Origin of the sequence: Azospirillum halopraeferens DSM 3675 (assembly GCF_000429625.1) — a bacterium.
In the GTDB taxonomy this organism is placed as follows: Bacteria; Pseudomonadota; Alphaproteobacteria; order Azospirillales; family Azospirillaceae; genus Azospirillum; species Azospirillum halopraeferens.
In genome coordinates, this window is sequence record NZ_KE386927.1 from 384,553 (window position 1) to 409,460 (window position 24,908).

Below are 24,908 nucleotides of genomic sequence, written 5' to 3' on the forward strand. Positions count from 1 at the left end.
GCGCGGCGAACGGGGTCATTGCGCCACCAACAGTTCGCTGAACACTGTACCGTCTTTCTCCAGCGCGTCGAAGAGCCCCTGTTCGACGATGCGCCCGCCGCGCAGCACCAGCACCCGGTCCATGCCGCGGGCCAGCGACGCCTGCTGCACCACCCAGAACAGGCCGCGCCCGGCGCGCTCCTCCAGCAGCGTCGCGTGCACCCGGGCCCGGGCCTGGCCGTCGAGGCCGGCGGTCGCTTCGGCGATCACCAGCAGGTCCGGGTTCTTCAGCAGGGCGCGCACCAGCGCCGCCTTCTGGCGCTGGGCGGCGGACAGGCGCGAGCCGGCGATCCCCACCGGATGGTCCAACCCGATTTCGATGACGACGTCACGCAGGTCCAGGCGCTCCATCACCTCTTCCAGCATGGCGCCCACCCGCGGCTGCGCCTGCGGCTGGCCGTAGGCGATCTTGCCGAACAGGATGTTGTCCTGGATCGAAGCGGCCGCGTTGTAGCGGCGGGGATCGAAGAACTCCACGGCGTGGCGCAGGTCGGCGGGCAGGTCGGCGGCGAAGACACGCCGTGCCTCCAGAAGCCGCGGCCGGACCTCCTCGGGCTTGAACAGGCCCAGGCGGTGGCGGGCCGGGATCAGGCGGAACGGCAGCCCCAACAGGCGCGTCCGCTCCGCCGGCTTCAGGGAGTCCGGCCCGTCCTTTTCGGCGCGTGCGACGATCGCCTGGAACTCCGGCAGGTCGGCGAAGCCGATGAAGGAGAAGCGCTCGAAGAACTCATGCCCCGGCGGCAGGCCGGAGAACAGCTCCACCATGGTCGCGGCCATGGTGTGCCCGGCCTTCAGGAACCCCTCCGTCAGGCCGACCTTGTCCAGGACATGCAGCATGTAGGGGTTCTCCGCCAGCGTCTCGATGGCGAAGACCGGGCCGACCGGGGTGCCGAACAGCAGGTTCTCGGCCACCGTCGCGTTGCTGTTGAACGCTTCGGGGTCGAAGCGCTCCACCAGTTCGCCGTACTGCGGGTTCTCCAGCAGGTCGCTGACCGCGGCACGGGCGGCCAGCACGCGCTCGGCCACGTCGGGCCGCCGCACCGGGTCGACGGTGCGGTTGAGACCCAGCGCGTAGACGTCGTCCTCCAGGTCGACGCCGCGCAGCAGGTGGCGGATGCGCCGCATCAGCGACTCCGGCCCGTCGCAGCCGGCGGCGGCGTAGTCGATCCAGTCCGCCTCCACGTCATGGTCGGTGTTGCCGGCGGCCAGTGCCTCGGCCACCCGGCGGCGGCGGCGCGCCGCCTCGCCGTCGCCCCGTTCAGGGGGTGCCACGGGGCGATGGCGCAAGCCGTAGACCAGGTTCTCGCGCAGGCTGGCCGCGAACAGGTGGGCGGCGGGGCCGACGTAGGCGATGCGCCGGCCGGTCAGCGCCTCCGGCAAGCGGCCGTAATCCTGCCCGTTCAGCAGCACCCGCCCCGCGGTGGGGGCGAGCAGGCGGGCGACGATCTGCGCCAGCTCCTCCTTGCCGCCGCCGGTGCCGACCACCGCGGTGTGCCCGTCCAGCGGGATCTCGCACGATACGCCGTCCAGCACCGGCGCCGCCCCCTCCTCGCCGAAGGTGACGCCGGCCAGCTCCAGCGTCCCGGTCAGGCGGGCGTCGGGGGGGATGTCGGCGCGCTGGCGCTCCTCGTCCATCAGATCGGGAGCGTTGAACTGTTCGACCACCTGTTCGTACTTGATGCGGTTGTCCTCCTTCTGCTGGTACCAGTCCAGCAGCTCCTTCCACGGCGCGGCCAGATCCTTGTAGGCGGCCAGAACCGCCACCAGCGCGCCGAACGACAGCTCTCCCTTGATGACCAGATAGCCGCCGATGGCATAGAAGAAAAAGGGGGTGAGCTGGTTGATGAAGTTGTTCAGGAACTTGATGAAGAACTTGCGCTGGTAGATCTCGAAGCGGATCTCGTAGACGTCGCCCAGACGGTTCGACACGTCGGCGAGATGCCAGGCGGAGGTGTCGTGGGCGTGGACATCGGCGACGCCGGACACCGTCTCGCCGATGCGGTCGGAGATGGTGCGCATGGCGCGCACCCGGCGCTTGCCGAGCTGGTTGACCTTGCGCTGCAGGCGGGGGATCAGCCAGCCCTGGAAGGGGTAGAGCGACACCGCCGCCGCCCCCAGCACCGGGTCCTGCATGAAGATGAACCCGATGTAGACCAGCAGCGTGCCGCCCTGGAAGACCGGCACCGCGAAGGCGTCGCCGATGAAGCCGCCCAGCGGCTCCACCTCCGCGGTGATCATCGGGATGATCTCGCCCGACGACATCCGGCGGAAGCGGGGCAACGGAAAGCGCAGGACCCGGGCGTAGAGTTCGTAGCGCAGGCGGCGCAGCATCCGCTCGCCGAGTCGGCCCTTGTAGGTGTTGATCGCGTACTTGAAGGCGCCGTTGATCAGCACCAGGCCGAGGAACAGCCCGGACAGGACCATCAGGTAGCCGACCTGGTCGACCGGCACGCCCAGCACCGCGTCGGGCACGCGCGACCCGCCGATGGCCTCGTTGACGATGCGCTTGGGCAGGTCGAGCGAGGCGTAGAGGAACGGGAACGAGGCCAGCGTCAGCAGCAGCAGGACCAACTGCTGGCGCACGCTGTGCCGAAGGATGAATCGGTAGATGCTGGATTCCATCGCGGCTCCGGGCACCCGTCGGGCAACCCGAACGGTGGAGGCACCCGTACGACCTTAGCCGCTTTGCCGTGCTGCGGCAAATGCATGGTTCCGCGGTCAGGCTTCTGGTAGAAACGAACCCGGCAGCGGACACAAACACGTTGCCGGGGGCCGCCGGGCGCGGGGTGCGACCGCAGGGGATAGGGAAGGAACCATGACCGAGCGCGCACGGCCGCACCGCGTCCTGATCTACAGCCACGACACCTTCGGGCTCGGCCATCTCCGGCGCTGCCTGACCATCGCCCACGCGCTGGTGGAGCGGCACCGGGACCTGTCGGTGCTGATCCTGTCGGGATCGCCCATCGTCGGCAGCTTCGATTTCCGCACGCGCGTCGATTTCGTGCGGGTCCCCGGCGTCATCAAGCTGCGCAACGGGGAATACACGGCGCTGAACCTGCACATGGACATCGACGAGATCCTGCACATGCGGGCCTCGCTGATCCGCCACACCGCGAAGGCGTTCCGCCCCGACCTGTTCATCGTCGACAAGGAACCGCTGGGCCTGCGCGGCGAGGTGAAGGAGACGCTGGAGGACCTGAAGGACCGCGGCGTCCCCCTGGTGCTGGGCCTGCGCGACGTGATGGACGAGCCGGCCCTGCTCGCCCCGGAGTGGGAGCGCAAGCGCGTCCAGCCGGCGCTGGAGCACCTCTATGACGAGCTGTGGGTCTACGGCCTGCCGCGGATCTGCGACCCGCTGGAGGGGATCGACCTGTCGCCCGCGGTGCGGCGCAAGATGGTCTACACCGGCTATCTGCGGCGCACCGCCCCGCCGCCCCTGCCGACCAGCCCGGACATCCCGGCGGACCCCTACATCCTGGTCACCGCCGGCGGCGGCGGCGACGGCGAGGCGCTGATCGACTGGGTGCTGCGCGCCTACGAACACGATCCCGCCATCCCCTACCGCGCCATGCTGGTCCTCGGCCCCTTCATGCAGCCGGAGCGGCAGGCGGAGTTCCTGGCCCGCGCCGCCGCCCTGCCGGCGGTCGAGGCCACCACCTTCGAGACCCGGCTGGAAAGCCTGATGCAGGCGGCCGTCGGCGTGGTCGCCATGGGCGGCTACAACACCTTTTGCGAGATCCTGTCGTTCGACAAGAAGGCGCTGATCGTCCCCCGGGTGACGCCGCGGCGCGAGCAGTACATCCGCGCCAGCCGGGCGCAGGAGCTGGGCCTGGTCGCCATGCTGCCCGACGACGACGTGCGCCGGCCCGCCGACATGGCCGCCGCCCTGCGCCGCCTGCCGCTGCAGGCACCGCCCTCGTCGGTGGTGGTGCCGGGCCTGCTGGACGGGCTGGAAACCGTCGACCGGCTGGCGTGGCACCACCTGACGCGTCCGGAACGCCTCCGGCCGCCTCTGACGCTGCTGGCCGGCGGCCTCTGATGCCGTTCGGCGGCGGCGGGACGGCGGCGGGGCGGCGCGTCGCCGTCATCGTCAAGGGCTGGCCGCGCCTGTCGGAGACCTTCATCGCCCAGGAGGTGCTGGGGCTGGAGCGGCGCGGCCTGGACCAGGTCATCGTGTCGCTGCGCCGGCCCACCGACCGGGCGATGCACGACCTCAACCGGCAGGTCCGCGCCCCCGTCCTCTACCTGCCCGAATACCTGCACGAGGAGCCGGTGCGCGTCGCCCGGGCCGTCGCCGCCGCGCTTCGCCGTCCCGGCCGGGGGCGGGCCCTGGCGGCGTGGCTGGCCGACCTGCGCCGCGACCCCACCCGCAACCGGGTGCGCCGCTTCGGCCAGGCCTGCGTGCTGGCGGCGGAACTGCCGCCGGGCGTCGCCTGGCTGCACACCCATTTCCTGCACACCCCCGCCTCGGTCGCCCGCTACGCCGCCCTGCTGACCGGCCTGCCCTGGAGTTTCTCGGCCCACGCCAAGGACATCTGGACCAGCCCGGAGTGGGAGAAGCGCGCCAAGCTGGCGGAATGCCGCTGGGGCGTCACCTGCACCGCCGAGGGGCACGCCCATCTGGAGGCGCTGACCCCGGCGCCCGGACGGGTGGAGCTGGTCTACCACGGGCTGGACTTCGCCCGTTTCCCCGAACCGCCGCAGGCGCGGCCGCCGCGCGACGGACGTGATCCCGCGGACCCCGTGGTCCTGCTCTCGGTCGGCCGCGCGGTGGAGAAGAAGGGCTTCGACACCCTGCTGGACGCCCTGGCCCGGCTGCCGGACGGGCTGGCCTGGCGTTGGGAGCATGTGGGCGGTGGCGAGCGTTTGGCGGCGTTGAAGGAGCGTGCGGCGGCGCTGGGCCTCGCCCCGCGCGTCACCTGGCTGGGGGCGCAGGCGCAGGACGCGGTGATCGCCCGCTACGCCGCCGCCGACCTGTTCGTGCTGCCCAGCCGGCGTGCCCGCGATGGCGATCAGGACGGGCTGCCCAACGTGCTGATGGAGGCGCAGGCACTGGCCCTGCCCTGCCTGGCCACCCGCATGGCCGCCATCCCCGAACTGATCGAGGACGGCACCACCGGCGTGCTGGTGCCCCCCGACGATCCCGCGGCCCTGGCGGCGGCCCTGGCGGCGCTGATCGCCGACCCCGCCCGCCGCGCCGCGCTGGGCCGCGCCGGCTGCGCCCGGGTGCGCCGCGACTTCGGGTGCGACGCCGGGATCGACGGGCTGATGGCACGCTTCACCGCGGGTCTCGCGCACGCCACACCTGACGCATGACGTGCAGCGTGGACGCGCCGCCCCTGCGTTCGGCATATACAGGGAGGCTCAGCACCATTAAGGTTGTCGGATACCCGCAGCGTCGTCGCGCCCGAACCCGTCAGTCCATGCACCCCCCCATCACCAAGGACCCGTTGGCCGGACCCTTCGATTTCTTCGAAGACGACGGCGGCGACCGCGACGCCGCCACCACCCTTCACGAGCTGTCGCTCACCCGCAGCAAGCTGGGTAACCTTCTGGACCTGCTGCCGGCCGGGCTGCTGATCCATCAGGAGCAGGGAATCGTCTACGCCAACCAGGAGGCCGCGCGCATCCTGGGCCTGCCCATGGACGCGCTGATCGGCCGGCACGTGCTGGATTTCGTCACCGCCCCCGACGCCGACGCGCTGGCCAACCGGTTCCGCGCCTGCCTGCGCGAGCGGCGGCCGGTGCGCGCCCACGACTGCGCCCTGGTCGGTGCCGACGGCGGGCATTCCGGCGTCCAGGTCAGCATGTCCCCCCTGCCGTGGGAGGGGCTGCCGGTCATCTACGTCCTCATCACCGACGTGACGGCGATGCGGGAGACGCAGGATCGCCTGCACCACCTGTCCATCACCGATCCGCTGACCGGGGCCCACAACCGCCGCTATTTCATCGACGCGGCGGAGCAGGAGATCGCGCGCGCGCGCCGCGCCGGCCGGCCGGTGGCCCTGCTGGCGCTGGACATCGACCATTTCAAGCGCATCAACGACACCCACGGGCACGCGGTGGGCGACGACGCCCTGCGGGCCTTCACCGCCACCTGCCGGACCGGCCTGCGTGCCGGCGACGTGTTCGGCCGGCTGGGCGGTGAGGAGTTCGCCGTCTTCCTGCCCGACACCGACGCCGCGGCCGCCTGCGCCGTGGCCGAACGGCTGCGCGCCGGGACGGCCGCCACGGTGGTGCCGGCCGGTGCGGCGGAGCTGCGGTTCACCGTCAGCATCGGCGTGGCCGCCTGCGCGCACGCCGAGGGCACCGTCGACACCCTGCTGTCCCGCGCCGACCGCGCCCTGTACGGGGCCAAGGCGGCCGGCCGCAACCGGGTCGCCGTTGCCGACGCCATCGCCGACGCCCGCCCCGTCCCATGAGCGCCCCCGCCGCCGCGGCCCGGCGCATCGCCTTCTACGCACCGCTGAAGGCGCCCACCCATCCGGTGCCGTCGGGCGACCGCCGCATGGCCCGCCTGCTGATGGACGCCCTGGCGGCGGGCGGCCACCGGGTCCGCCTGGCCTGCACGCTGCGCAGTTGGGACGACGCCACGCGCCCCGGCCGGGCGGAGCGTTTGGCGGCGTTGGGCGCCCGTTGCGCCGCCCGGCTGACGGCCCGACTGCGCGCCGACCCGCCCGACCTGTGGTTCACCTACCACCTCTATTACAAGGCGCCGGACTGGCTGGGGCCCGCGGTGTGCGCCGACCTCGGCATCCCCTACGTGGTGGCGGAGGCGTCCCACGCCGCCAGGCGCGCCACCGGCCCCCTGGCCGCCGGCCACGCCGCCGCGGCCGACGCCATCCGCCGCGCCGACGCGGTGATCAACCTGGCCGGCCACGACGCCGCCGGCGTGCTGCCCCTGCTCCGCAGTCCCGACCGGCTGGTGCGGCTGCGTCCCTTCCTCGACACGGCCCCCTTCGCCGCCGCCGCGGCGGCGCGCGACGCCCACCGCACCGCCCTGGCCCGCCGCTTCGCCCTGCCGGCCGATGTGCCCTGGCTGCTGGCCGTCGGCATGATGCGCGGCGGCGACAAGCGGCGGTCTTACGCCGTGCTCGCCGCCGCCCTGGCCCGGCTGGGGCACCGGGACTGGCGCCTTCTGGTGGTCGGTGACGGGCCGGAGCGCTCCGCCGTGGAGCGTGAACTGACCGCGGCCGCGGGGGCGGACCGGGTGCGCTTCGCCGGGGTGCTGGAGCCGGGGGACCTGGCCGCCGCCTGCGCCGCCGCCGATCTGATGGTGTGGCCGGCGGTGAACGAGGCCTATGGCATGGCGCTGCTGGAGGCGCAGGCGGCGGGGCTGCCGGTGGTGGCCGGGCGGACCGGCGGGGTGCCCGACATCGTGCGCGACGGGCGCACCGGCGCCCTGGTGCCGGTGGGCGACGCCGCCGCCTTCGCCGCCGCCGTCGACGCCCTGCTGGCCGACCCCGGCCGCCGTGGCACCCTGGCCGCCGCCGCGGGGCACACCGCCGCGGCCGAGCACGGCTTTGCCGCCGCCGCGGCCGTGTTGGACGGCGTTGTGCGACGCTTGACCGAACCGGGGAGCCGCCGGTGACCGACCTGCTGATCCTGCGCCACGCCCCCACCGCCTGGAACGCCGCGGGCCGCATCCAGGGCCGCATCGACGAGCCGCTGTCCGACGCGGGCCGCGCCCGCGCCGCGGGGTGGCGCCTGCCGGACGGAGCCCGGTCCCGGCGCTGGGTGGCCAGCCCGCTGCGCCGGGCTTGGGAGACCGCCGCCCTGCTGGGCCTGACGCCGGAGCCGGAGCCGCGCCTGCGCGAGATGCACTGGGGCGCCTGGGAGGGCTGCGTGCGCGACGACCTGCGGGCCGCCGGCGTGCTGACCCCGGCCATGGAGGCGCTGGGGCTCGACCTGCGGCCGCACGGCGGGGAGAGTCCGCGCGACGTGCAGGACCGCCTGCGCCCCTGGCTGGCGGAGCTGGCGGCCGACGGGCGCGACACCGGCGCGGTCGCCCACAACGGCGTCATCCGCGCCGTCTACGCCCTGGCCACCGGCTGGGACCTGGTGTCCCGCCCCCGCCACAAGCTGCGCGATTTCCACTGCCATCGCTTCCGTATCGGCCCCGGCGGTGCCGTCGCCGTGGTGGCCATGAACATCCCGCTGGAGGCGCCGGCGGACGCCGGCGGATCGGACGGGAGGCCCGGAGCGTGAGCGGTGGGAAGGCGCCCGGGGCCGGCGGCCGGATCTTCTTCCACGTCCAGCACCTGCTGGGTATCGGGCATGACCGGCGCGCCGCCGCCATCGCGCGGGCGCTGGACGCAGCGGGGCTGGCGGTCACCGTGGCGCGCGGCGGCCACGCGGTGCCGGGGGTGGACTATGGCGGGGCGGAGATCGTGCCGTTGCCACCGGCCCGCGCCGCCGACGCCTCTTTCAAGGTGCTGCTGGACGGCGCCGGACGGCCGATCGACGACGCCTGGCGGGAGGCCCGCCGCACCACGCTTCTCAACGCCTTTCAACGCGCCCGTCCCGACCTGCTGCTGGTGGAGTCCTTTCCCTTCGCGCGCCGGGCCTTCCGCTTCGAGCTGCTGCCCCTGATCGCCGCGGCGCGCGCCGCCGGGTTGCCCGTCGCCGTGTCGGTGCGCGACATCCTTGTCGCCAAGCCCGATCCCGTGCGGGTGGAGGAGGTGGTGCGCACCGTGCTCGACTCCGTCGATCTGGTGCTGGTGCACGGGGATCCCGCGCTGATCCCGCTCGACGCCACCTTCGCCGCGGCGGATCGCATCGCCGGGCGCATCCGCTACACCGGCTACGTCGCCAGCCCGCCCGCAGCGGCGGCCGGCGCGGATGCGGAGGCGAATGCCGGGGACGGTGCCGGCGAGGTTCTGGTGTCGGTGGGCGGCGGTGCCGTGGGGTTGCCGCTGCTGCGCGCCGCACTGGCGGCCCGCCCGTTGTCCCCCGCCGCCGCCCTGCCCTGGCGTCTGCTGGCCGGCCCCGACGTGCCGGACGCCGACGTCGCCGCTCTGGCCGCCCGGGCCCGCTCGATGGCCGTGCCGGCAACGGCGCCGGCCACGATCGTGGAACGCGCCCGCCCGGACTTCCCGGCGCTGCTGCGGCGCTGCCGCCTGTCGATCAGCCAGGCCGGCTACAACACGGTGCTCGACCTGCTGCAGGCGGGCTGCCGCGCCCTGGTGGTACCCTTCGCCGCCGGTTCGGAGACCGAGCAGGCCCTGCGCGCCGGCATCCTCGCCGACCGCGGCCGGCTGACCGTGGTGGACGAGGCGACGCTGACCCCCGACACCCTGGCCGCCGGCATCGCCCGCGCGCTTGCCCTGCCACCCCCCGCCCCCCTGCCCTTGCGCCTGGACGGAGCGCGGGAGACGGCGCGGCTTCTGGGACGGGCGATCGGGCGCGGCGGCTGACGAAGCCCGCCCCGCAACACCCGAAACTTCTTGGAATATTCGACGAACGTGCGTCATTCTGAAACGGTGCCGTGCGAAGGACGGGCGACCCGGATTGCGACGAGTTCCATGAGCGCCGTCATCTCCCATTCCCCTCCCCCGTTCCCGCTCGCCGCCGCGTGGTCGGTGTTGCGGGCCGAATTGGACTGCTGGGCGGCGGAGCGGCGCGCGGTCACCTTCTGGTGGCGCGACGACGACGCGGTGTCCGTCACGCCCGCGCTGGAGCAACTGCGCGATCTGGCGCGGTCGGCCGGCGTGCCGGTGGCGCTGGCGGTCATCCCCGCCGCCGCCGAGCCGGAGCTGGCGGCGTTCCTTGAGGATTGGCCGGAGGCTGCGGCGATCCAGCACGGCTGGGCCCACACCAACCATGCCGGCCCGGCGGAGAAGAAGTGCGAGCTGGGGACGGCGCGCCCGGCCGACGCGGTGCTGGGGGAGCTGGCGGCGGGCCGGCGGCGGATGGAGGCCTTGTTCGGCGGCCGTTTCCTGCCGGTGCTGACCCCGCCGTGGAACCGCATCGCCCCGGCGGTGGCGGAACGGCTGGCGGAAACCGGGCTGCGCGCCCTGTCCACCTTCGCGCCGCGCCGGGGAGCGTACGGACGCCTCACGCAGGTCAACACCCACGTCGATCCGGTGGACTGGCGGAGGGGCGGCGGCTTTGCCGGCGACGCGGCGGCGCTGGCGGCGGCGGTGGCGCACCTGGGCGCCCGGCGGATCGGCACCGCCGACCCCGACGAGCCCACGGGGCTGCTGACCCACCACCGCACCATGGACGCCGCCACCCGCGACTTCGTCGCCCGCTTCGTCGCAGAGACCGCCGCCCACCCCGCCGGCCGCTGGCTGTCGCCCGTCGCGGTCTTCGGGGCGCCGGCATGACGGCGCAGGCGCTGCGGTATCCGCCGGCCAGCCTGTGGGGAGACTACGCGCGGGCCGGCGCCGGGCTGGCGATGACCGCCCTGCCGCTCGCGGCGCTGGAGGTCAGTTCGTGGCTGGCGGTGCCGCTGGCCGCCTGCGCCGTGCTGTTCGCCCTGTTCGCGGCGCGCACCGCCCAGCGCCACCTCACCCGCGTCACCGTCGACGCCGCCGGGGTGCGGGCGGACGGGCCGCTGGGGGCGGCGGTGCGCTGGGACGAGCTGCGCCGGCTGCGCCTGCGCTTCTACTCCACCCGGCGCGACCGCTCGCAGGGGTGGATGCAGATGACCCTGGCCGGGGACAGTGGCCGGGTGAAGCTGGAATCGACCCTGGACGGGTTCGACGCCATCGCCGCCCGCGCCGCCGCCGCGGCCCGCCGCAACGGGCTGACCCTCGACCCGGCGACGGTGGACAACCTGCTGGCGCTGGGCATCGATCCCGAGATGCCCGAGGAGGAGGGGTGACCGCCGACCTCCTGCGCGTCGAGGACCTGAAGGTCGCGTTCCATCTGCCCGAGGGCGTGGTGGAGGCGGTGCGGGGCGTGTCGTTCCGCGTGCGGCCGGGCGCCACCGTGGCGCTGGTCGGCGAATCGGGGTCGGGCAAGTCGGTGGTGGCCCAGTCGATCCTGCGCATCCTGCCCGCCCCCGCCCGCATTGCCGGCGGCCGCATCCTGCTCAACGACCCCGGCGAAGCCGGCAGCGTCGACATCGCCGCCCTGCCGGCCGAAGGCCCCGTGATGCGCAGCCTGCGCGGCGGGCGCATCTCCATCATCTTCCAGGAGCCGATGACCTCCCTGTCGCCGCTGCACACCATCGGCGACCAGGTGGGGGAGGCGGTGCGGCTGCACCGCGGCGTCGGCCGGCGCGAGGCCCGCGCCATCACCGCCGACATGCTGGCCCGCGTCCGCTTCCCCGACCCCGCCCGCGCCCTTGACACCTACCCGTTCGAGCTGTCGGGCGGCCTGCGTCAGCGCGCCATGATCGCCATGGCGCTGGTCTGCCGCCCCGCCCTGCTGATCGCCGACGAACCGACCACCGCCCTGGACGTCACCATCCAGGCCCGCATCCTGCGCCTGCTGAAGGATTTGCAGGGGGAGCTGGGCATGGCCGTCCTGCTGATCACCCACGACCTGGGCGTCGTCGCCAACCTGGCCGACGAGGTGGTGGTGATGCACCGCGGTGCGGTCATGGAATCGGGCCCCCGCGACGACCTGTTCGCCGACCCGCGCCACCCCTACCTGAAGGCGCTGCTGCGGGCGGTGCCGCGCTTCCACATGGCGCCGGGAGAGCGGCTGGTCCCCATCCGCCCCATCCCGGCACCCCCCGCCACCGGGCGCCTGCTCGACCGCACCGGTGAGGACCGGACGGCGCAGGCCGGCGACGCCGGGCCGCTGCTGGCGGTGGAGGGGATCACCAAGCGCTACGGCACCCGCAAGGCCGGCTGGTTCGGGACGGCGCCGCCGTCGGGGCCGCCGGCGGTCGACGACGTCTCCTTCACCATACGGCGGGGCGAGTGCGTCGGGCTGGTCGGCGAGTCCGGCTGCGGCAAGACCACGCTGCTCAAGATCCTCATGCACGCCCTGGCCCCCGACGCGGGCACCGTGCGCTACACCGACGGCGGCCGCACCGTCGCCGTGCCGGACCTGGAAGGCGAGGCGCTGCAACGCTTCCGGCGCACGGTGCAGTTCGTCTTCCAGGACCCGTTCGGGTCCCTGAACCCGCGCATGACCGTGTTCGACATCGTCGCCGAGCCCCTGGTGATCCACCGCATCGGCGACGCGGCGGAGCGGGCGGCCCGGGTGAAGGAGCTGATGGGGCTGGTCGGCCTCGACGCCCGCCACCTGCGGCGCTACCCGCACAGCTTCTCCGGCGGCCAGCGCCAGCGCATCGGCATCGCCCGCGCGCTGGCCCTGCGCCCCGACCTGCTGCTGCTGGACGAACCGGTGTCGGCGCTGGACGTGTCGATCCAGGCGCAGGTGCTGAACCTGCTGAAGGACCTGAAGGAGACGCTGGGGCTCACCTACCTGTTCGTCAGCCACAATCTGGCGGTGGTCGACTACATGGCCGACCGCATCCTCGTCATGTGCCGCGGCCGCATCGTCGAGGCGGCACCGCGTGCCGCCCTGTTCCGCCGCCCCGTGCATCCCTACACCCGGGCGCTGCTGGCCGCGGTGCCGGAGCCCGACCCGTCGCGCCCCCTGACGCTGGCCGACGCGGGCGAGGGGCACACCTCCGACCCCGCGACCTGGCCCGCCCCCTTCACCATCGACGACGCCCGCCGCCCCCCCCTGGTCGACCTGGGCGACGGCCACCTGGTGCGCGCGGACGCCGACGCCCCGGCGCTGCGGGAGGTGGCGTGATGCGCCGCCTCCCGGCCCTGCTCGCCGTTTGGGTGGCGTTGTGCGCGTTTGACCGTGTGGAGACCCCCCCGGTGGAGCCGCCGATGCTGGCCGACCAGGTGCGCGTCGGGTTGCTGGCGCCGGTGGAGCGGCGCCTGCCCGATACCCCCGCGGTGGCACCCATGGACCGGCCGTGGCAGCGCGCGGGCCGGCACGGCGGCGACCTGCGCCTGCTGATGGCGCGCGCCAGGGACACGCGCATCATCTATGTCTACGGCTACGCCCGGCTCGTCGCCTACACCCCCGACCTGCGCATCGAGCCCGACATCCTGGAGCGGGTGGAGGTGGAGGAGGGCCGGGTCTTCACCCTGCACCTGCGCCGCGGCCACCGCTGGTCCGACGGCCATCCCTTCACCACCGAGGACTTCCGCTACTGGTGGGAGGACATGGCGCTGAACCGCGACCGCTATCCGCTGGGCCCGCCGGCGGAACTGATGGTCGAGGACCGGCCACCGGAGGTGGAGATCATCGACCCGGTGACGGTGCGCTACCGCTGGCACCGGCCCAACCCCTTCTTCCTGCCCATGCTGGCCGGCGCCAAGCCGGTGGAGATCTACGCCCCGGCCCATTACCTGAAGCAGTTCCACCCCCGCTACACCGACGCCGACACCCTGGCCGCCCGCATCGCCGCGGCGCGGCAGAAGACCTGGCAGCAGCTCCACAACCGCAAGGACGACCTGACGGAGTTCAACAACCCGGATCTGCCGACCCTGCAGCCCTGGGTTCCCACCACGGCCCCGCCCGCCGACCGCTTCGTCTTCGTGCGCAATCCCTATTACCACCGCGTCGACCCCCGCGGCCGTCAGCTTCCCTACATCGACCGCATCCTGATGTCGGTGGCCGACGCCCGCATCATTCCGGCCAAGACCGGCGCCGGGGAAAGCGACCTGCAAGCCCGCTACCTGCGCTTCGACAACTACACCTTCCTGCGCAAGGGGGCGAAGCGGTCGGGTGTCGACGTCCACCTCTGGCGCACCGGCATCGGCGCGCAGATGGCGCTCTACCCCAACCTCAACGCCGCCGATCCCGTGTGGCGCGCGACGCTGCGCGACGTCCGCTTCCGCCGCGCCCTGTCGCTGGCCATCGACCGGGACGAACTGAACCAGGTGATCTATTTCGGCCTGGCCCTGCCGTCCAACAACACGGTCCTGCCCGATTCGCCCCTGTGGCGCGGCGAGTACCGCGACCGCTGGGCCGGCTTCGACCTGCACCGGGCCGATGCCCTGCTGGACGCCATGGGGCTGACGGAGCGCAACCTGAACGGCACCCGCCTGCTGCCCGACGGCCGCCCGCTGGAGATCGTCATCGAAACGGCGGGCGAGAGCACCGAGGAGACCGACGCCCTGGAACTGGTGGCCGATTCCTGGCGCCGGCTGGGCATCCTCGCCTTCACCCGCACGTCGCAGCTCGATGTCTTCCGCAACCGCATCTTCGCCGGCCAGACCCGCATGGCCATCGCCCGCGGCGTCGACAACGCCATCCCCACGGCCGAGATGAGCCCGGCGGAGTTCGTGCCGCGCAGCCAGACCCAGTACCAGTGGCCGGCCTGGGGCCAATACCACGAGACCAAGGGCCGCCAGGGCGAGGCGCCCGACCTGCCCGAGGCGCGGGCTCTGCTGGACGCCTTCCACGACTGGCGCACCGCCCTCGACCCCGCGGCGCGGGAGGAGGCGTGGCACCGCATCCTGTCCATCAACGCCGACCAGGCCTTCACCATCGGCCTGGTGTCGGCGGTGCCGCAGCCGGTGGTGGTGGCGCGCACCCTGCGCAACGTGCCGGCCGACGGCCTCTACACCTACGACCCCGGCGCCCATTTCGGCGTCTACCGGCCCGACAGCTTCTGGTTCGAGGGGGCGGAACCATGAGCCGCGGCCAACGCACCCGTCCCCTGCCCGCCACGGGAGGGCCCGCGCCGTGTTCGGCTACCTGACGCACCGCATCCTGGTGATGATCCCGACGCTGATCGCCATCAGCCTCATCACCTTCGTCATCATCCAGTTGCCCCCCGGCGACTATCTGACGACGCTGGTCATGGAGATGCAGAGCCGCGGCGAGACCATCGACCAGGGCCGTCTCGCCATGCTGCGCGAGACCTACGGCCTCGACCGGCCGCTGGCCGAGCAGTACCTCTACTGGCTGTTCGGCATGCTGCGCGGCGACTTCGGCTATTCCTTCGAATACGAGCTGCCGGTGACCGAGGTGGTGGGCGACCGGCTTTGGCTGACCGCCATCGTGTCCTTCGCCACCATCCTGTTCATCTGGGCGGTGTCCTTCCCCATCGCCATCTACTCCGCCACCCACCAGTACAGCGCCGGCGACTACGCCCTGACCTTCCTCGGCTTCCTCGGCTTGGCCACACCCAGCTTCCTGCTGGCGCTGGTGCTGCTCTACTTCGCCAACGTGTGGTTCGGCACCTCCATCGGCGGCCTGATGGACCCCCGCTACGTCGATGCCCCCTGGAGCCTCGACAAGGTGCTGAGCGTGCTGGAGCACCTGTGGATTCCCGTGATCGTCATCGGCACCGCCGGCACCGCCGCGATGATCCGCCGCCTGCGCGCCAACCTGCTGGACGAGCTGCACAAGCCCTATGTGGTCACCGCCCGGGCCAAGGGGCTGTCGCCGCGCCGCGTGCTGTGGAAGTACCCGCTGCGCATGGCGCTGAACCCCTTCGTCTCCGACATCGGCAACCTGCTGCCGCAGATCGTGTCGGGGGCCGCCATCGTGTCGGTGGTGATGTCGCTGCCGACCACCGGGCCCATGCTGCTGCAAGCCCTGCGCAGCCAGGACATGTATCTGGCCGGGTCGTTCCTGATGTTCCTGGCGGTGCTGACGGTGGTCGGCGTCTTCCTCTCCGACCTGGCCCTGGCGCTCCTCGACCCGCGCATCCGCCTGACCGGGGGAACCACGCGATGAGCGGCCCGCTGCCCCACACGGTGTCCGCGGCCCCCTGGACCCCCGAAGCCGAGGAGCGGCTGACGCCCGAGCAGGAGCGCCATTTCATGGCGTCCCAGTGGCGCCTGATGTGGTGGAAGCTGAAGCGCCACCGCCTGGCGGTGCTGTCGGGGGCGGTGCTGCTGCTGCTCTACGCCTCCACCCTCGTCAGCGAGGTGCTGGCCCCCTACGCCCTGGACAGCCGCCACAGCCATTTCATCCACGCCCCGCCGCAAACGGTGCACCTGTTCCACGAGGGGCGCTTCGTCGGCCCCTTCGTCTACGGCTACGACTACCGCCTCGACCTGGAGACGCTGACCCGCGTCTACACGCCCAACCCGGCGGAGGTGCAGCCCATCCGCTTCTTCTGCCGCGGCGATTCCTATGCGTTCTGGGGCCTGGTCGAGGCCGACCTGCACCTGGCCTGCCCCGCCCCCGGCGGCACCCTGTTCCTGCTGGGCACCGACCGGCTGGGCCGCGACCTGCTCAGCCGCATCATCTACGGCACCCGCATCTCCCTGACGGTGGGGCTGTTCGGCATCATCATCAGCTTCGTGCTGGGCATCGTCATCGGCGGCGTCGCCGGCTATTACGGCGGCTGGATCGACAACGTCATCCAGCGCCTGATCGAGATCATCCGGTCCTTCCCCGAATTGCCGCTGTGGATGGCCCTGTCGGCGGCGCTGCCGGTCACCTGGAACCCGCTGTTCATCTATTTCGGCATCACCCTGATCCTCGGCCTGCTGGACTGGACCGGGCTGGCGCGGGCCGTGCGCTCCAAGCTGCTGGCCCTGCGCGAGGAGGATTACTGCACCGCCGCCCGCCTGATGGGCGCCTCGCCGTCGCGCATCATCGGCCGCCACCTGCTGCCGGGCTTCACCAGCCACCTCATCGCCTCGGCCACCCTGTCGGTGCCGTCGATGATCCTGGGCGAGACGGCCCTGTCCTTCCTCGGCCTCGGCCTGCGCCCGCCCATCACGAGCTGGGGCGTCCTGCTGGCCGAGGCCCAGAACATCAACGTGGTCGCCCTCTATCCCTGGCTGATGCTGCCGGTGGTGCCGGTGATCGTCACCGTGCTCGCCTTCAACTTCCTGGGCGACGGGTTGCGCGACGCGGCCGACCCCTACCGCTAGGCCGGGCCGGCCGCGCCACCCTACCGGACGACCCACGTGCGGGGCGGGCCGGTGTCCAGGTGGACGTGGTCGCTGCCGGGATAATAGGCGTAGCCGCCGCGGGCCAGGGCGGCGGCGGCCTCGACGATGCGGCGGCCGGCGACGCCGGGGATGCGGATGTCGGCGGCGCGCGCCTGCATGTGATAGCTGTTCTCGGCCACGTTGCCGTTGCCGCGGGCCAGCGAGGCGTTGGTCAGCGGCGCGCGGTAGCCCGACGTCAGGTGGATCGGCGTGTCGGGAGCCAGACCCAGACGGTCGCGCACCGCCACGATCAGGTCGATCAGCGCGGGGTCGACGGGCATGAAGTCGCCGGCGCGCCGGTCGCGGAACAGCAGCGCGATGTCGAACAGGGCCTTGGAGTCGTAGCCGCCGGGTCGCCAATAGGTGACGGCGATCGCTTCACCGCTTTCCGGATGCACCAGCGTGATCGAGCGCGGCGCGTTCGCGCCTGCATCGGGCCGCGGCCCGGTCGCACAACCCGCCAGCGTTCCGGCCGCCAGCGCAGCGCACAGGAGCGCGCGTCGGGAAAGCCGCATGCTCACCTCCCGGTCCTTCACCCGGCGGGTTCTTCACCCGGTTGTGAGGCTTTCTTTATCATAGGTGAGACAAGCGGTTACAGAGCGAACCTAGAGTACCACGGGAACCGGGCCCCGTTTTGCCACGGCCGAGTCACCGTTTTGCCACAGACTCCAGCGGCCGAAGGTCCAGCGGCTCCGCCATCCCCTCCACCCGGCAGCGCAACGGCGGCCGGTCGGCGGCCGGGCCGCGGTAGCCGCCGGCCAGGGCGAGGCGGACGGCGGCGTCGGTGGCGAGCGCCCGGCTGCCCGCCGCCTTGTTGTGCTTCTCCAGCTTCGCGGCGAGGTTCACGGCGTCGCCGATGACCGTGTACTCAAGCCGCCCGGCGTCGCCGACCGCGCCGAACAGCACCCGGCCGGTGGCGACCGCGGCGTTGACCGTGGGCGTCGCCAGGCCGCGGGCGGTGCGATCGGCCGCCCAGGCGTCGGCCTCGGCCAGCAGCGCTTCCACCGCCCTCACGGCGTCGGCGGCGTAGGACGGCACGGGCGTGACGGCGCCGAAGCTGGCGAGAATGCCGTCGCCCATGAACTTGTCGACGCTGCCGCCGTGGCGGGCGATCAGCGGGACCATGCGCGCCTGGTATTCGGTGAGCAGGGCGATGACCGCCGCCGGGTCCATCCCCGCGGCCATGCGGGTGAAGCCGCGCAGGTCGACCATCAGGATGGCGGCGTCGCGCAGGTCCCCCTGGCCGGCGGCGACCGGCTGTTCGGCGCCGGTGATGCGGGCGGCGACCGCCGGGGCGAAGAAGCGGCTGAGGTCGCGCGCCGCCGCCCCTTCGGCGACGGCGCGCTCCAGCAGGCGGCGGCCGCGGGCCAGGGCGGCCGCCAGGATCGCCGTGACCACGAGGATGGTGACGATCTTGTCGAACTCCGCCCCGAGCAGGATCTTGTTGCCCGTCAGATACTCGATGTAGTTGCGCGTGACCATGCCGTCGCTGCCGGCCGCGATGGCGTAGGCGACCATGGCCGCCCAGCCCGCCGCCGCCGCCAGGCCCGCCGTCAGCACGAAGGCCGGGTCGAAGCGCAACGCCCGCAGCGCCACGAAGATGAAGACGTACAGCAGCGTCGGCGCCTTCAGGTAAAAGCTGGGGGGCTGGGCGTACTGCACGTGGAAGCTCCAGATCAGCCCCATCAGCAGCCCGACGTCGACGGCCACCGACAGGTAGAGGAACCACGGCGCCAGCCGGCGGCGGTAGGCCAGCCCGAGGCGCAGCAGCGTGAAGGCGAGATAGGCGGCCAGCGCGACGGGCACCGGCTCGAACATGGTCATGGTGCGGTCGAACGTCTTGGGTGCCACGGCGTACAGCGTGCCGAAGGTGGCGACGACGCCGAGTTGCACCCAGCCGATCAGGATCTCGCTCTGCGCCTCCTGCTCGCGGATGGCGGCGCGCACCCGCTCCGGCAGGGGCGGCGCCGGGGCGGGTCGGTCCGGCAGGCGGGGCAGCGTCAGGCGGCGCATGGGCGGGACCTCCGGCCTCGGGCGCGGGTGCGGGCGTCGGTTCCGGCGATCCTAACCCGCGCCGCGGCCCCCGCCCCGCTCACGTCGCCGTGAGGGCGGGTGCGGTCTTGCGCAGCCAGAGGCTCGATTCGCGCGCCCCCGGCGGCAGCGGCAGGCGGCCGGCGGCGGAGGCGGCGACCGCCGCGGCCATGCGGGTGGCGGCGTAATGGCTGGCCCACAGCACCTCGAAGCCGCCGCCGGCCAGCAGGGCCATGGCCGCCTGCTGCTCGTTGTAGCCCCGCCACGCCCAGTCCGCGGGGTAGTCATCGGGCAGGAAGACGTCGTGCACGTGCACCAGCACGCCGGCCGGCAGCAGGGGCAGGATGCGCCCCACCACCGTGTCCACGTCGCTGCCGGGCATCAGGATGTGGCTGGAATCGATGAACAGGACGTCGCCGGGGCCGAGGGCCGCGAAGGGCTCCGGCCCCGCCGCGTGCAGCGGCACCGCCAGGTGGCGCACGCCCAATCCCGCCACGCGGGCGCGCGGCTGCGGGTCGATGGCGGTGACCGTGGCCGCCACCCCCTCGTCGGCCAGCGCGCGCACCAGGAAACGGGTGGAATGGCCGGAGCCCACCTCGACCACGCGGGCCGGGCGGTGGCGGCGCATGAGCGCATAGGCCGCCGCCCCGTCCAGCCGGGGAAACCAGTCCTGCTGCCAGCGCGGCGCCGGCGGTTCGGCACCGTCGAAGGCGGCCAGGGCGTCGGCGTGGGCATCCATGGCGGCGAGCACGCCGGCGAACGCCGCCTCGCGGGCGCGCAGCAGCCGCTCGAACGGCTCGTAGACCGGCACGGCGCCGGCGGCCGGCAGGGCCGCCGCGTGGCGGTAGGGGATGAAGAAGCCGCCCCGCCGCAGCCCGAACAGCGTGGCGAGGCCCAGCGGCAGGCGGCCGGCGCGGCTCACGGAACCAGCTCCATCCCCTCGGCGGCGACCAGGGTGCCGGGACGCTGCGCCGCCGCGGCGGCGGCGATGGCGTCCAGCGCGGCGTCGCTGCGCGACGGGTCGTGGTGGAAGATCACGGCGCGGCCGACCCCGGCGGCGTCGGCCAGGCGCAGGCACTCCTGCCAGGTGGAATGGCCCCATCCCACATGGCACGGATACTCCTCGTCGGTGTAGGTGCTGTCGTAGACCAGCACGTCGGCCCCGCGCACCAGCTCGATCACGGCCGGGTCGCGGCCGCCGGCCGGGTGTTCGGTGTCGGTGACGAAGCACAGCGACCGCCCGGCGTATTCGATCCGGTAGCCGACGGCGCCGTTGGGATGGTTGAGCGGGCCGGTGCGGATGCACACCCCCGGCGCCGGCCGCAGCACGTCGCCGCAGGCGAATTCCCGGAACGTGCAGTCCGCCCGGAAGGTATCCACCGGGATCGGGTAGAAGGGGGCGGACATCATGCCGCAGACGACGGACCGGGTGGTGTGGTCCGGCGGCAGATGACCGCTCCACAGGCGCAGCCGGCTCTCCGGATCGAAGGCGGGGGCGAAGAAGGGCAGGCCGCAGATGTGGTCGAAATGGCTGTGGGTGAGGAAGAGGTCCAGGTCGACCGGCCGCCCCTGCCGCATCAGCAGCGCGCCCAGCGCGCGGATGCCGGTTCCGGCGTCGAACACCAGGCGCGCCGCGCCGCAGCGCACCTCCAGGCACGAGGTGTTGCCGCCATAGCGCACGGTGTCGGGTCCCGGCGAGGCAATGCTGCCCCGCACGCCCCAGAAGCGCGCCGTGAAGGCGGAAACAGGAGAATCGCTGGCGGCGCGGTCCGTCATGGTGGCCGCATGGTGCCGGAGCGTCCCACGACAAGTCGAGCGAAAAGGGTAGCACCCCCGCCACCGGGGGCGCCGCGGCGGCGGCGGGATTCAATTGCAGACTGTCCCGACCCAACATGTAGGGCTGTCGCGGCCCATAACATGTGGTAGGGTCGCCGCGCGCGGAGATTCAACCGCAATCCGCCGGTGCCGGGATCGTTCCAGGGATGGACCCAGACAAGCTTGCCAAGGTTCTCGCCATGGCCGAATCGGAGCATCAGGGCGAGGCTTTGTCCGCCCTGCGCGCCGCCCGGATCATGCTGTCGCGGGCCGGCCTGACGTTTCGCGATCTCGCCACGGCGGCACGTCCCCGTCCCGAGCCGGCGGAGGCCGCGGCGCGGGCCGACACCGCGCCGCAACCCCCGGTGAAGCCGCCGCCGGCCGACCAGGTGGTGCCGGGGCTGCGCCGCCAGGTTGCGGATCTGGAGCGCGAGCTGTCGGCACTCCGGCGCCAGCTCGACAAGGCGGTGGGCGAGGCGGAGAAGCAGCGCGACGAGACCGAGCGCTGGAAGACCCTGGCCCGCGAAACCGCCGAGAAGCTGTGGGACGTCGGCAAGGCGCTGGAGCGCCGCTCCATGCGCCACACCCCGCTGGAGAAGCGGCGCGCCATCCTGGACCATCTGCGCGACCCCGGCAGTGCGGCCCTGTCCGACCACGAGATCGCCCGGCGGGTCGGCACCTCCCCCCAGGTCGTGGCGCACTGGCGCCGCCGCCTGGCCATCGTCGGGCTGAAGGTGCGCCTGCTGCCGGTGGTGCCGCGCGGCCGCGGCCTGTGGCGCCCGCACGGGCCGCGCCTGGGCATCGCCGATGGCACGCGCCGGCGCCGGCCCGACGACGGGGTGCTGCCGGTCGGCACCGTCACCATCGCCAGCCGCTGGACGGGCGGTCCGGCGCGCCGCGGCGGTCAGGGCACCAAGCGGTAGCCGCCGGGCTCGGTCACCAGGATCTCGGCGTTGGACGGGTCGCGCTCGATCTTCTGGCGCAGGCGGTAGACGTGGGTTTCGAGCGTGTGGGTGGTGACCCCCGCGTTGTAGCCCCACACCTCGCCCAGCAGCACCTCGCGGCCGATCACCGTGCCGCCGGCGCGGTAGAGGAACTTCAGGATCGCCGTCTCCTTCTCGGTCAGGCGGACGCGCCGGTTGCGCGCCTCCTCCACCAGCAGCTTGGCGGACGGCCGGAAGGTGTAGGGGCCGAGCGGGAAGACCGCGTCCTCGCTCTGTTCGAACTGGCGGAGCTGAGCGCGCAGGCGGGCCAGCAGGACGCCCAGGCGGAACGGCTTGGCGATGTAGTCGTTGGCCCCGGACTCCAGGCCCAGGATGGTGTCGGCGTCGGTATCGGCCCCCGTCAGCATGATGATCGGGCAGCGCACCCCCTCGCGCCGCATCAGCCGGCACAGGTCGCGTCCGTCCATGTCGGGCAGCCCCACGTCGAGCAGCACCGCCGAAAAGCTGCCGTCCCGCGCCGCCTCCAGCCCGGCCACCCCGGTGCCGGCCTCGGCCGTCTCGAACTCCTCGTGGAACTGGAGCTGCTCGGCCAGGGACTGGCGCAGCGCCTCGTCGTCGTCGACCAGAAGAATGCGTTTCGCCGGGTTCATGCGCCGCGCGTCTCAACCCCGTGGTGGATGCGCGGGCGAGTTTACCACGCGCCCCGCTCCTTGTCCCCGCCCGCGTGCCGCACCGCCCGGAGCACTCATTACGGCCCGGGAACGGCGCAATGGCGTGTCCGCACATTGATTGATACGATATCAGAATGAATAGGTCGATGGGACCGGCCGGCACCCGGCCCGGCGGATCGTTGCGTCGCGCGCAACGGAGCGGAGCGCCGGGACGGCTTGCCAGACGCCGGCGGGCGTGGGACGGTCGGCCGGTGCCGCCCGTGCGGTGGGCACGGCCGTTGTGTTTTTGCATTTCCCGCCCGGCGCGGCTACGGTGCCGCGGTCGTCCGCGCGGCAACGCCTCTATCGTGGTTTCCGTCCCATGTACGCAGACATGCAGCCCGATCCCCCCCATCCCGTCGACGAGGCGGCGATGCGCACCGTCGACCGCGTGGTGGCCGCCCTGCGGCGCGGCGAGCCGGTGGCGGTGGAGGCCGGGGACGGGTCGTGCGCGCTGGTGCTGGCGGTGGAGATGCTGGGGCCCGACGCCCTGGCCCGGCTGAAGCACCTGGCCGGCGGCGACCCCGTCCTGGCGGTGACCCGCCGGCGCGCCGTCATGCTGGGCCTGGACGCGCCGGAGGAGGGGGCGGTGATGCTGACCCTGCCCGGCGGGCTGGAGATCCGCAGCGCCCTGGTGCTGGCCGACCCCGAGCAGCAGCAGGGGGTGACCCTGCCGGCCGGCCTGACCGCCGCCGCCGCGGCCCCGGGGTCCGCCGCCGCCGCCGCCGTGGACCTGGCCAAGGTGGCGCGGCTGCTGCCGGCAGCGGTGGTGGTGCCGGTGAAGGGGCTGCGGGGCAGCGCCGCCTCCTGGGCGGCCCGCCACGACGTGCTGGCGGCGCGCGCCCGCGACATCGCCGACCACCGCGTCCACGTGGTGCGCACCCTGCGCCGGGTGGCCGAGGCGCGGGTGCCGCTGGAAGGGGCGGAGGACGCGCGCGTCGTCGCCTTCCGCCCGGCCGACGGCGGGCCGGAGTTCCTGGCCATCATCATCGGCGAGCCGCCGCCCGACCGGCCGGTGCTGGCCCGCCTGCACTCGGAGTGCTTCACCGGCGATCTGCTGGGGTCGCTGCGCTGCGACTGCGGTGAGCAGTTGCGCGGCGCCATCAGGGAGATCGCGGCCGCCGGCAACGGCGTGCTGCTGTACCTGGCGCAGGAGGGGCGCGGCATCGGGCTGGTCAACAAGCTGCGCGCCTACCGCATCCAGGACCGCGGCATCGACACCGTCGACGCCAACGAGATGCTGGGGTTCGAGGCGGACGAGCGGGTCTATCTGCCGGCGGCGGAGATGCTGCGCCAGCTCGGCTTCCGCTCCGTGCGGCTGATGACCAACAACCCCGACAAGCTGCGCGAGCTGGCGCGCTGCGGCATCGAGGTGGTGGAGCGCGTGCCCCACATCTTCCCCTCCAACGCCCACAACGAAGGCTACCTGCGCACCAAGGCGCTGCGCAGCGGCCACCTGTTCTGATTGAGGTCGGCGGGCGGCAGGAATCGTCCCGGTACCGGCAGGAATTGCCGGGATTCCCGCCGGAATCCCCCGATAATCGTGGCACGCCTGTTGCAATACTCCGGTCCACGGCACTTTCCGCCGGGAGGACCCCAGCCATGGCCATCGAACCGATGACGATCGACGCCGCCGTGCGTGTCCCGGCTCCGCGCCCCGCGGAGAGCGCCTTCGTGCTGGATGGCACCGCGGAGAACGAATACCGCCGCGAAGGCACCATGTCCTTCAGCGACTTCCTGGACGTCATCAACCCGTTGCAGCACATTCCCGTGGTCGGCCAACTCTACCGCGGGCTGACCGGCGACACCATCACTCCGGCCGCACGGGTGATGGGCGGCATCCTCTTCGGCGGCCCGCTGGGGGGAGCGGCGGCCGTCACCAACGTGGTGGTGGAGCAGGCCAGCGGCCGCGACATCGGCGATCACATGATGGCCGCCGTCGGCATGGGCGGCACCGCCGCCGCCGTGCCGGCCGCAAACCCCGAGGCACCGGCCGCGCAGGGTGGCGCCGGCGCCACCAACTGGGCCGCGGCCCCCCTGTCCGCCCCCGTGGCGGCCCAGATGGCGGCCGCCCAGCCGGCCGCCGCTCCGGCGGCCGTTCAGGCAGCCGCGGCCCAGCCGGCCGCTCCGGCGGGGGCCGAGACGGCGGCACCGAAGGCCGCAGGGGCCGAGAAGCCGCCGGGGCGCATGCCGCCGCGCGACACCGTGCTGGCCAACACGCTCCAGGCCAAACACGCCGCCCGCGGCAACCCGCCGCCGGCCCCGGCCGTTCCGGCAGCCATGGCCGCCGTGCCGGTGTCGCCGGTGCCGCAGGGCGACGCACCGCCCGCCGCGACCGGCGGCCAGCCCGCCCCGGTGGCGCCGGAGCTACTGTCGGAAGTGATGATGCGCAACCTCGCCAAGTACGAGGCCGCCCGCAAGGCCGCCGAACGCCAGGCGCCGAAACCGCCGGGCGTGCGGGTGTCGGGATAGCGCGGTGCCCG

The 24,908-nt window shown here is 73.3% G+C and carries 21 protein-coding genes; 15 read left to right on the forward strand and 6 right to left on the reverse strand.

The window, feature by feature from the left end; genetic code table 11:
• Positions 1-15: 15 nt before the first annotated feature.
• Complete coding sequence (locus G472_RS0126415; RefSeq protein ID WP_029010780.1) at positions 16-2,661, reverse strand: ABC transporter ATP-binding protein; 2,646 nt, start codon at positions 2,659-2,661, stop codon at positions 16-18.
• 193 nt (positions 2,662-2,854) lie between these two features.
• Between G472_RS0126415 and G472_RS0126420 the strand changes: the two genes are divergently transcribed.
• The 12 genes from G472_RS0126420 to G472_RS0126475 all read left to right on the forward strand — a co-directional run bounded on the left by G472_RS0126420 (position 2,855) and on the right by G472_RS0126475 (position 16,865).
• Entirely contained in the window at positions 2,855-4,078 is a 1,224-nt protein-coding gene (locus tag G472_RS0126420) for a glycosyltransferase family protein (protein ID WP_029010781.1), read from the forward strand.
• A complete protein-coding gene (locus G472_RS40710) occupies positions 4,078-5,355 on the forward strand; it encodes a glycosyltransferase (protein WP_035693754.1) in 1,278 nt (425 codons plus the stop codon). The genes G472_RS0126420 and G472_RS40710 overlap by 1 nt, the downstream gene beginning before the upstream one ends.
• Positions 5,356-5,462: 107 nt before the next feature.
• Positions 5,463-6,461, forward strand: a complete 999-nt coding sequence (locus G472_RS35820; protein ID WP_051341351.1) for a GGDEF domain-containing protein — start codon at positions 5,463-5,465, stop codon at positions 6,459-6,461.
• Complete coding sequence (locus G472_RS35825) at positions 6,458-7,630, forward strand: glycosyltransferase family 4 protein (protein WP_035693755.1); 1,173 nt, start codon at positions 6,458-6,460, stop codon at positions 7,628-7,630. The genes G472_RS35820 and G472_RS35825 overlap by 4 nt, the downstream gene beginning before the upstream one ends.
• Complete coding sequence (locus G472_RS35830) at positions 7,627-8,247, forward strand: histidine phosphatase family protein (RefSeq protein ID WP_051341353.1); 621 nt, start codon at positions 7,627-7,629, stop codon at positions 8,245-8,247. The genes G472_RS35825 and G472_RS35830 overlap by 4 nt, the downstream gene beginning before the upstream one ends.
• Positions 8,244-9,455, forward strand: coding sequence for a glycosyltransferase family protein (locus tag G472_RS0126445; RefSeq protein WP_035693757.1), 1,212 nt, complete (start codon positions 8,244-8,246; stop codon positions 9,453-9,455). The genes G472_RS35830 and G472_RS0126445 overlap by 4 nt, the downstream gene beginning before the upstream one ends.
• A gap of 108 nt (positions 9,456-9,563) precedes the next feature.
• The gene (locus G472_RS0126450) at positions 9,564-10,367 is read left to right on the forward strand and encodes a polysaccharide deacetylase family protein (RefSeq protein ID WP_051341355.1); all 804 of its coding nucleotides are present in this window, start codon (positions 9,564-9,566) and stop codon (positions 10,365-10,367) included.
• Positions 10,364-10,867 (forward strand): hypothetical protein, encoded by a 504-nt coding sequence (locus G472_RS35835; protein ID WP_051341357.1) that lies wholly within the window; start codon positions 10,364-10,366, stop codon positions 10,865-10,867. Before G472_RS0126450 ends, G472_RS35835 begins: the two co-directional genes overlap by 4 nt.
• A complete protein-coding gene (locus G472_RS0126460; RefSeq protein ID WP_029010785.1) occupies positions 10,864-12,762 on the forward strand; it encodes an ABC transporter ATP-binding protein in 1,899 nt (632 codons plus the stop codon). The genes G472_RS35835 and G472_RS0126460 overlap by 4 nt, the downstream gene beginning before the upstream one ends.
• A complete protein-coding gene (locus G472_RS0126465; RefSeq protein ID WP_029010786.1) occupies positions 12,762-14,666 on the forward strand; it encodes an ABC transporter substrate-binding protein in 1,905 nt (634 codons plus the stop codon). Before G472_RS0126460 ends, G472_RS0126465 begins: the two co-directional genes overlap by 1 nt.
• Positions 14,667-14,715: 49 nt before the next feature.
• Positions 14,716-15,714 (forward strand): ABC transporter permease, encoded by a 999-nt coding sequence (locus G472_RS0126470; RefSeq protein WP_029010787.1) that lies wholly within the window; start codon positions 14,716-14,718, stop codon positions 15,712-15,714.
• The gene (locus G472_RS0126475) at positions 15,711-16,865 is read left to right on the forward strand and encodes an ABC transporter permease (protein ID WP_029010788.1); all 1,155 of its coding nucleotides are present in this window, start codon (positions 15,711-15,713) and stop codon (positions 16,863-16,865) included. Before G472_RS0126470 ends, G472_RS0126475 begins: the two co-directional genes overlap by 4 nt.
• Before the next feature lie 20 nt (positions 16,866-16,885).
• Here the strand turns inward: G472_RS0126475 and G472_RS0126480 are convergent, their stop codons facing one another.
• From G472_RS0126480 to G472_RS0126495, 4 genes are all read right to left on the reverse strand, one after another.
• Positions 16,886-17,440 carry a YcbK family protein gene (locus G472_RS0126480; RefSeq protein ID WP_029010789.1) on the reverse strand — a complete coding sequence of 185 codons (555 nt, stop codon included), beginning with the start codon at positions 17,438-17,440 and terminating at the stop codon, positions 16,886-16,888.
• Between the two features lie 133 nt (positions 17,441-17,573).
• Positions 17,574-18,938 (reverse strand): adenylate/guanylate cyclase domain-containing protein, encoded by a 1,365-nt coding sequence (locus G472_RS0126485; protein WP_035693759.1) that lies wholly within the window; start codon positions 18,936-18,938, stop codon positions 17,574-17,576.
• A 79-nt stretch (positions 18,939-19,017) separates the two neighbouring features.
• Positions 19,018-19,878, reverse strand: coding sequence for a class I SAM-dependent methyltransferase (locus G472_RS0126490; protein WP_029010791.1), 861 nt, complete (start codon positions 19,876-19,878; stop codon positions 19,018-19,020).
• Positions 19,875-20,732 (reverse strand): MBL fold metallo-hydrolase, encoded by an 858-nt coding sequence (locus G472_RS0126495; protein WP_051341360.1) that lies wholly within the window; start codon positions 20,730-20,732, stop codon positions 19,875-19,877. The genes G472_RS0126490 and G472_RS0126495 overlap by 4 nt, the downstream gene beginning before the upstream one ends.
• 206 nt (positions 20,733-20,938) lie before the next feature.
• Here G472_RS0126495 and G472_RS35840 point away from each other — a divergent pair, with 206 nt between their 5' ends.
• On the forward strand, positions 20,939-21,694 hold the full coding sequence (locus G472_RS35840; RefSeq protein WP_035693760.1) for a hypothetical protein: 756 nt from the start codon (positions 20,939-20,941) through the stop codon (positions 21,692-21,694).
• Here G472_RS35840 and G472_RS0126505 read toward each other — a convergent pair.
• Positions 21,676-22,365 carry a response regulator transcription factor gene (locus tag G472_RS0126505; protein WP_029010793.1) on the reverse strand — a complete coding sequence of 230 codons (690 nt, stop codon included), beginning with the start codon at positions 22,363-22,365 and terminating at the stop codon, positions 21,676-21,678. The genes G472_RS35840 and G472_RS0126505 overlap by 19 nt on opposite strands.
• A 382-nt stretch (positions 22,366-22,747) precedes the next feature.
• On the opposite strand from G472_RS0126505, the gene ribA reads away from it, so the two are divergent.
• The gene (gene ribA / locus G472_RS0126510; protein ID WP_029010794.1) at positions 22,748-23,890 is read left to right on the forward strand and encodes a GTP cyclohydrolase II; all 1,143 of its coding nucleotides are present in this window, start codon (positions 22,748-22,750) and stop codon (positions 23,888-23,890) included.
• Positions 23,891-24,027: 137 nt separating this feature from the next.
• Positions 24,028-24,897 (forward strand): hypothetical protein, encoded by an 870-nt coding sequence (locus G472_RS35845; RefSeq protein ID WP_051341362.1) that lies wholly within the window; start codon positions 24,028-24,030, stop codon positions 24,895-24,897.
• The last annotated feature ends 11 nt before the right edge of the window (positions 24,898-24,908 follow it).

What these genes read in the sequence shown, in the direction of transcription:
- G472_RS0126465 (WP_029010786.1), top strand. Translation starts at nt 12,762, where the DNA reads ATGCGCCGCCTCCCGGCCCTGCTCGCCGTTTGGGTGGCGTTGTGCGCG.
- G472_RS35820 (WP_051341351.1), top strand. Translation starts at nt 5,463, where the DNA reads ATGCACCCCCCCATCACCAAGGACCCGTTGGCCGGACCCTTCGATTTC.
- G472_RS0126495 (WP_051341360.1), bottom strand. Translation starts at nt 20,732, where the DNA reads ATGACGGACCGCGCCGCCAGCGATTCTCCTGTTTCCGCCTTCACGGCG.
- G472_RS0126420 (WP_029010781.1), top strand. Translation starts at nt 2,855, where the DNA reads ATGACCGAGCGCGCACGGCCGCACCGCGTCCTGATCTACAGCCACGAC.
- G472_RS0126415 (WP_029010780.1), bottom strand. Translation starts at nt 2,661, where the DNA reads ATGGAATCCAGCATCTACCGATTCATCCTTCGGCACAGCGTGCGCCAG.
- G472_RS35825 (WP_035693755.1), top strand. Translation starts at nt 6,458, where the DNA reads ATGAGCGCCCCCGCCGCCGCGGCCCGGCGCATCGCCTTCTACGCACCG.
- G472_RS0126480 (WP_029010789.1), bottom strand. Translation starts at nt 17,440, where the DNA reads ATGCGGCTTTCCCGACGCGCGCTCCTGTGCGCTGCGCTGGCGGCCGGA.
- ribA (WP_029010794.1), top strand. Translation starts at nt 22,748, where the DNA reads ATGTACGCAGACATGCAGCCCGATCCCCCCCATCCCGTCGACGAGGCG.
- G472_RS0126505 (WP_029010793.1), bottom strand. Translation starts at nt 22,365, where the DNA reads ATGAACCCGGCGAAACGCATTCTTCTGGTCGACGACGACGAGGCGCTG.
- G472_RS0126485 (WP_035693759.1), bottom strand. Translation starts at nt 18,938, where the DNA reads ATGCGCCGCCTGACGCTGCCCCGCCTGCCGGACCGACCCGCCCCGGCG.
- G472_RS35840 (WP_035693760.1), top strand. Translation starts at nt 20,939, where the DNA reads ATGGACCCAGACAAGCTTGCCAAGGTTCTCGCCATGGCCGAATCGGAG.
- G472_RS0126450 (WP_051341355.1), top strand. Translation starts at nt 9,564, where the DNA reads ATGAGCGCCGTCATCTCCCATTCCCCTCCCCCGTTCCCGCTCGCCGCC.
- G472_RS0126475 (WP_029010788.1), top strand. Translation starts at nt 15,711, where the DNA reads ATGAGCGGCCCGCTGCCCCACACGGTGTCCGCGGCCCCCTGGACCCCC.
- G472_RS35845 (WP_051341362.1), top strand. Translation starts at nt 24,028, where the DNA reads ATGGCCATCGAACCGATGACGATCGACGCCGCCGTGCGTGTCCCGGCT.
- G472_RS40710 (WP_035693754.1), top strand. Translation starts at nt 4,078, where the DNA reads ATGCCGTTCGGCGGCGGCGGGACGGCGGCGGGGCGGCGCGTCGCCGTC.
- G472_RS35835 (WP_051341357.1), top strand. Translation starts at nt 10,364, where the DNA reads ATGACGGCGCAGGCGCTGCGGTATCCGCCGGCCAGCCTGTGGGGAGAC.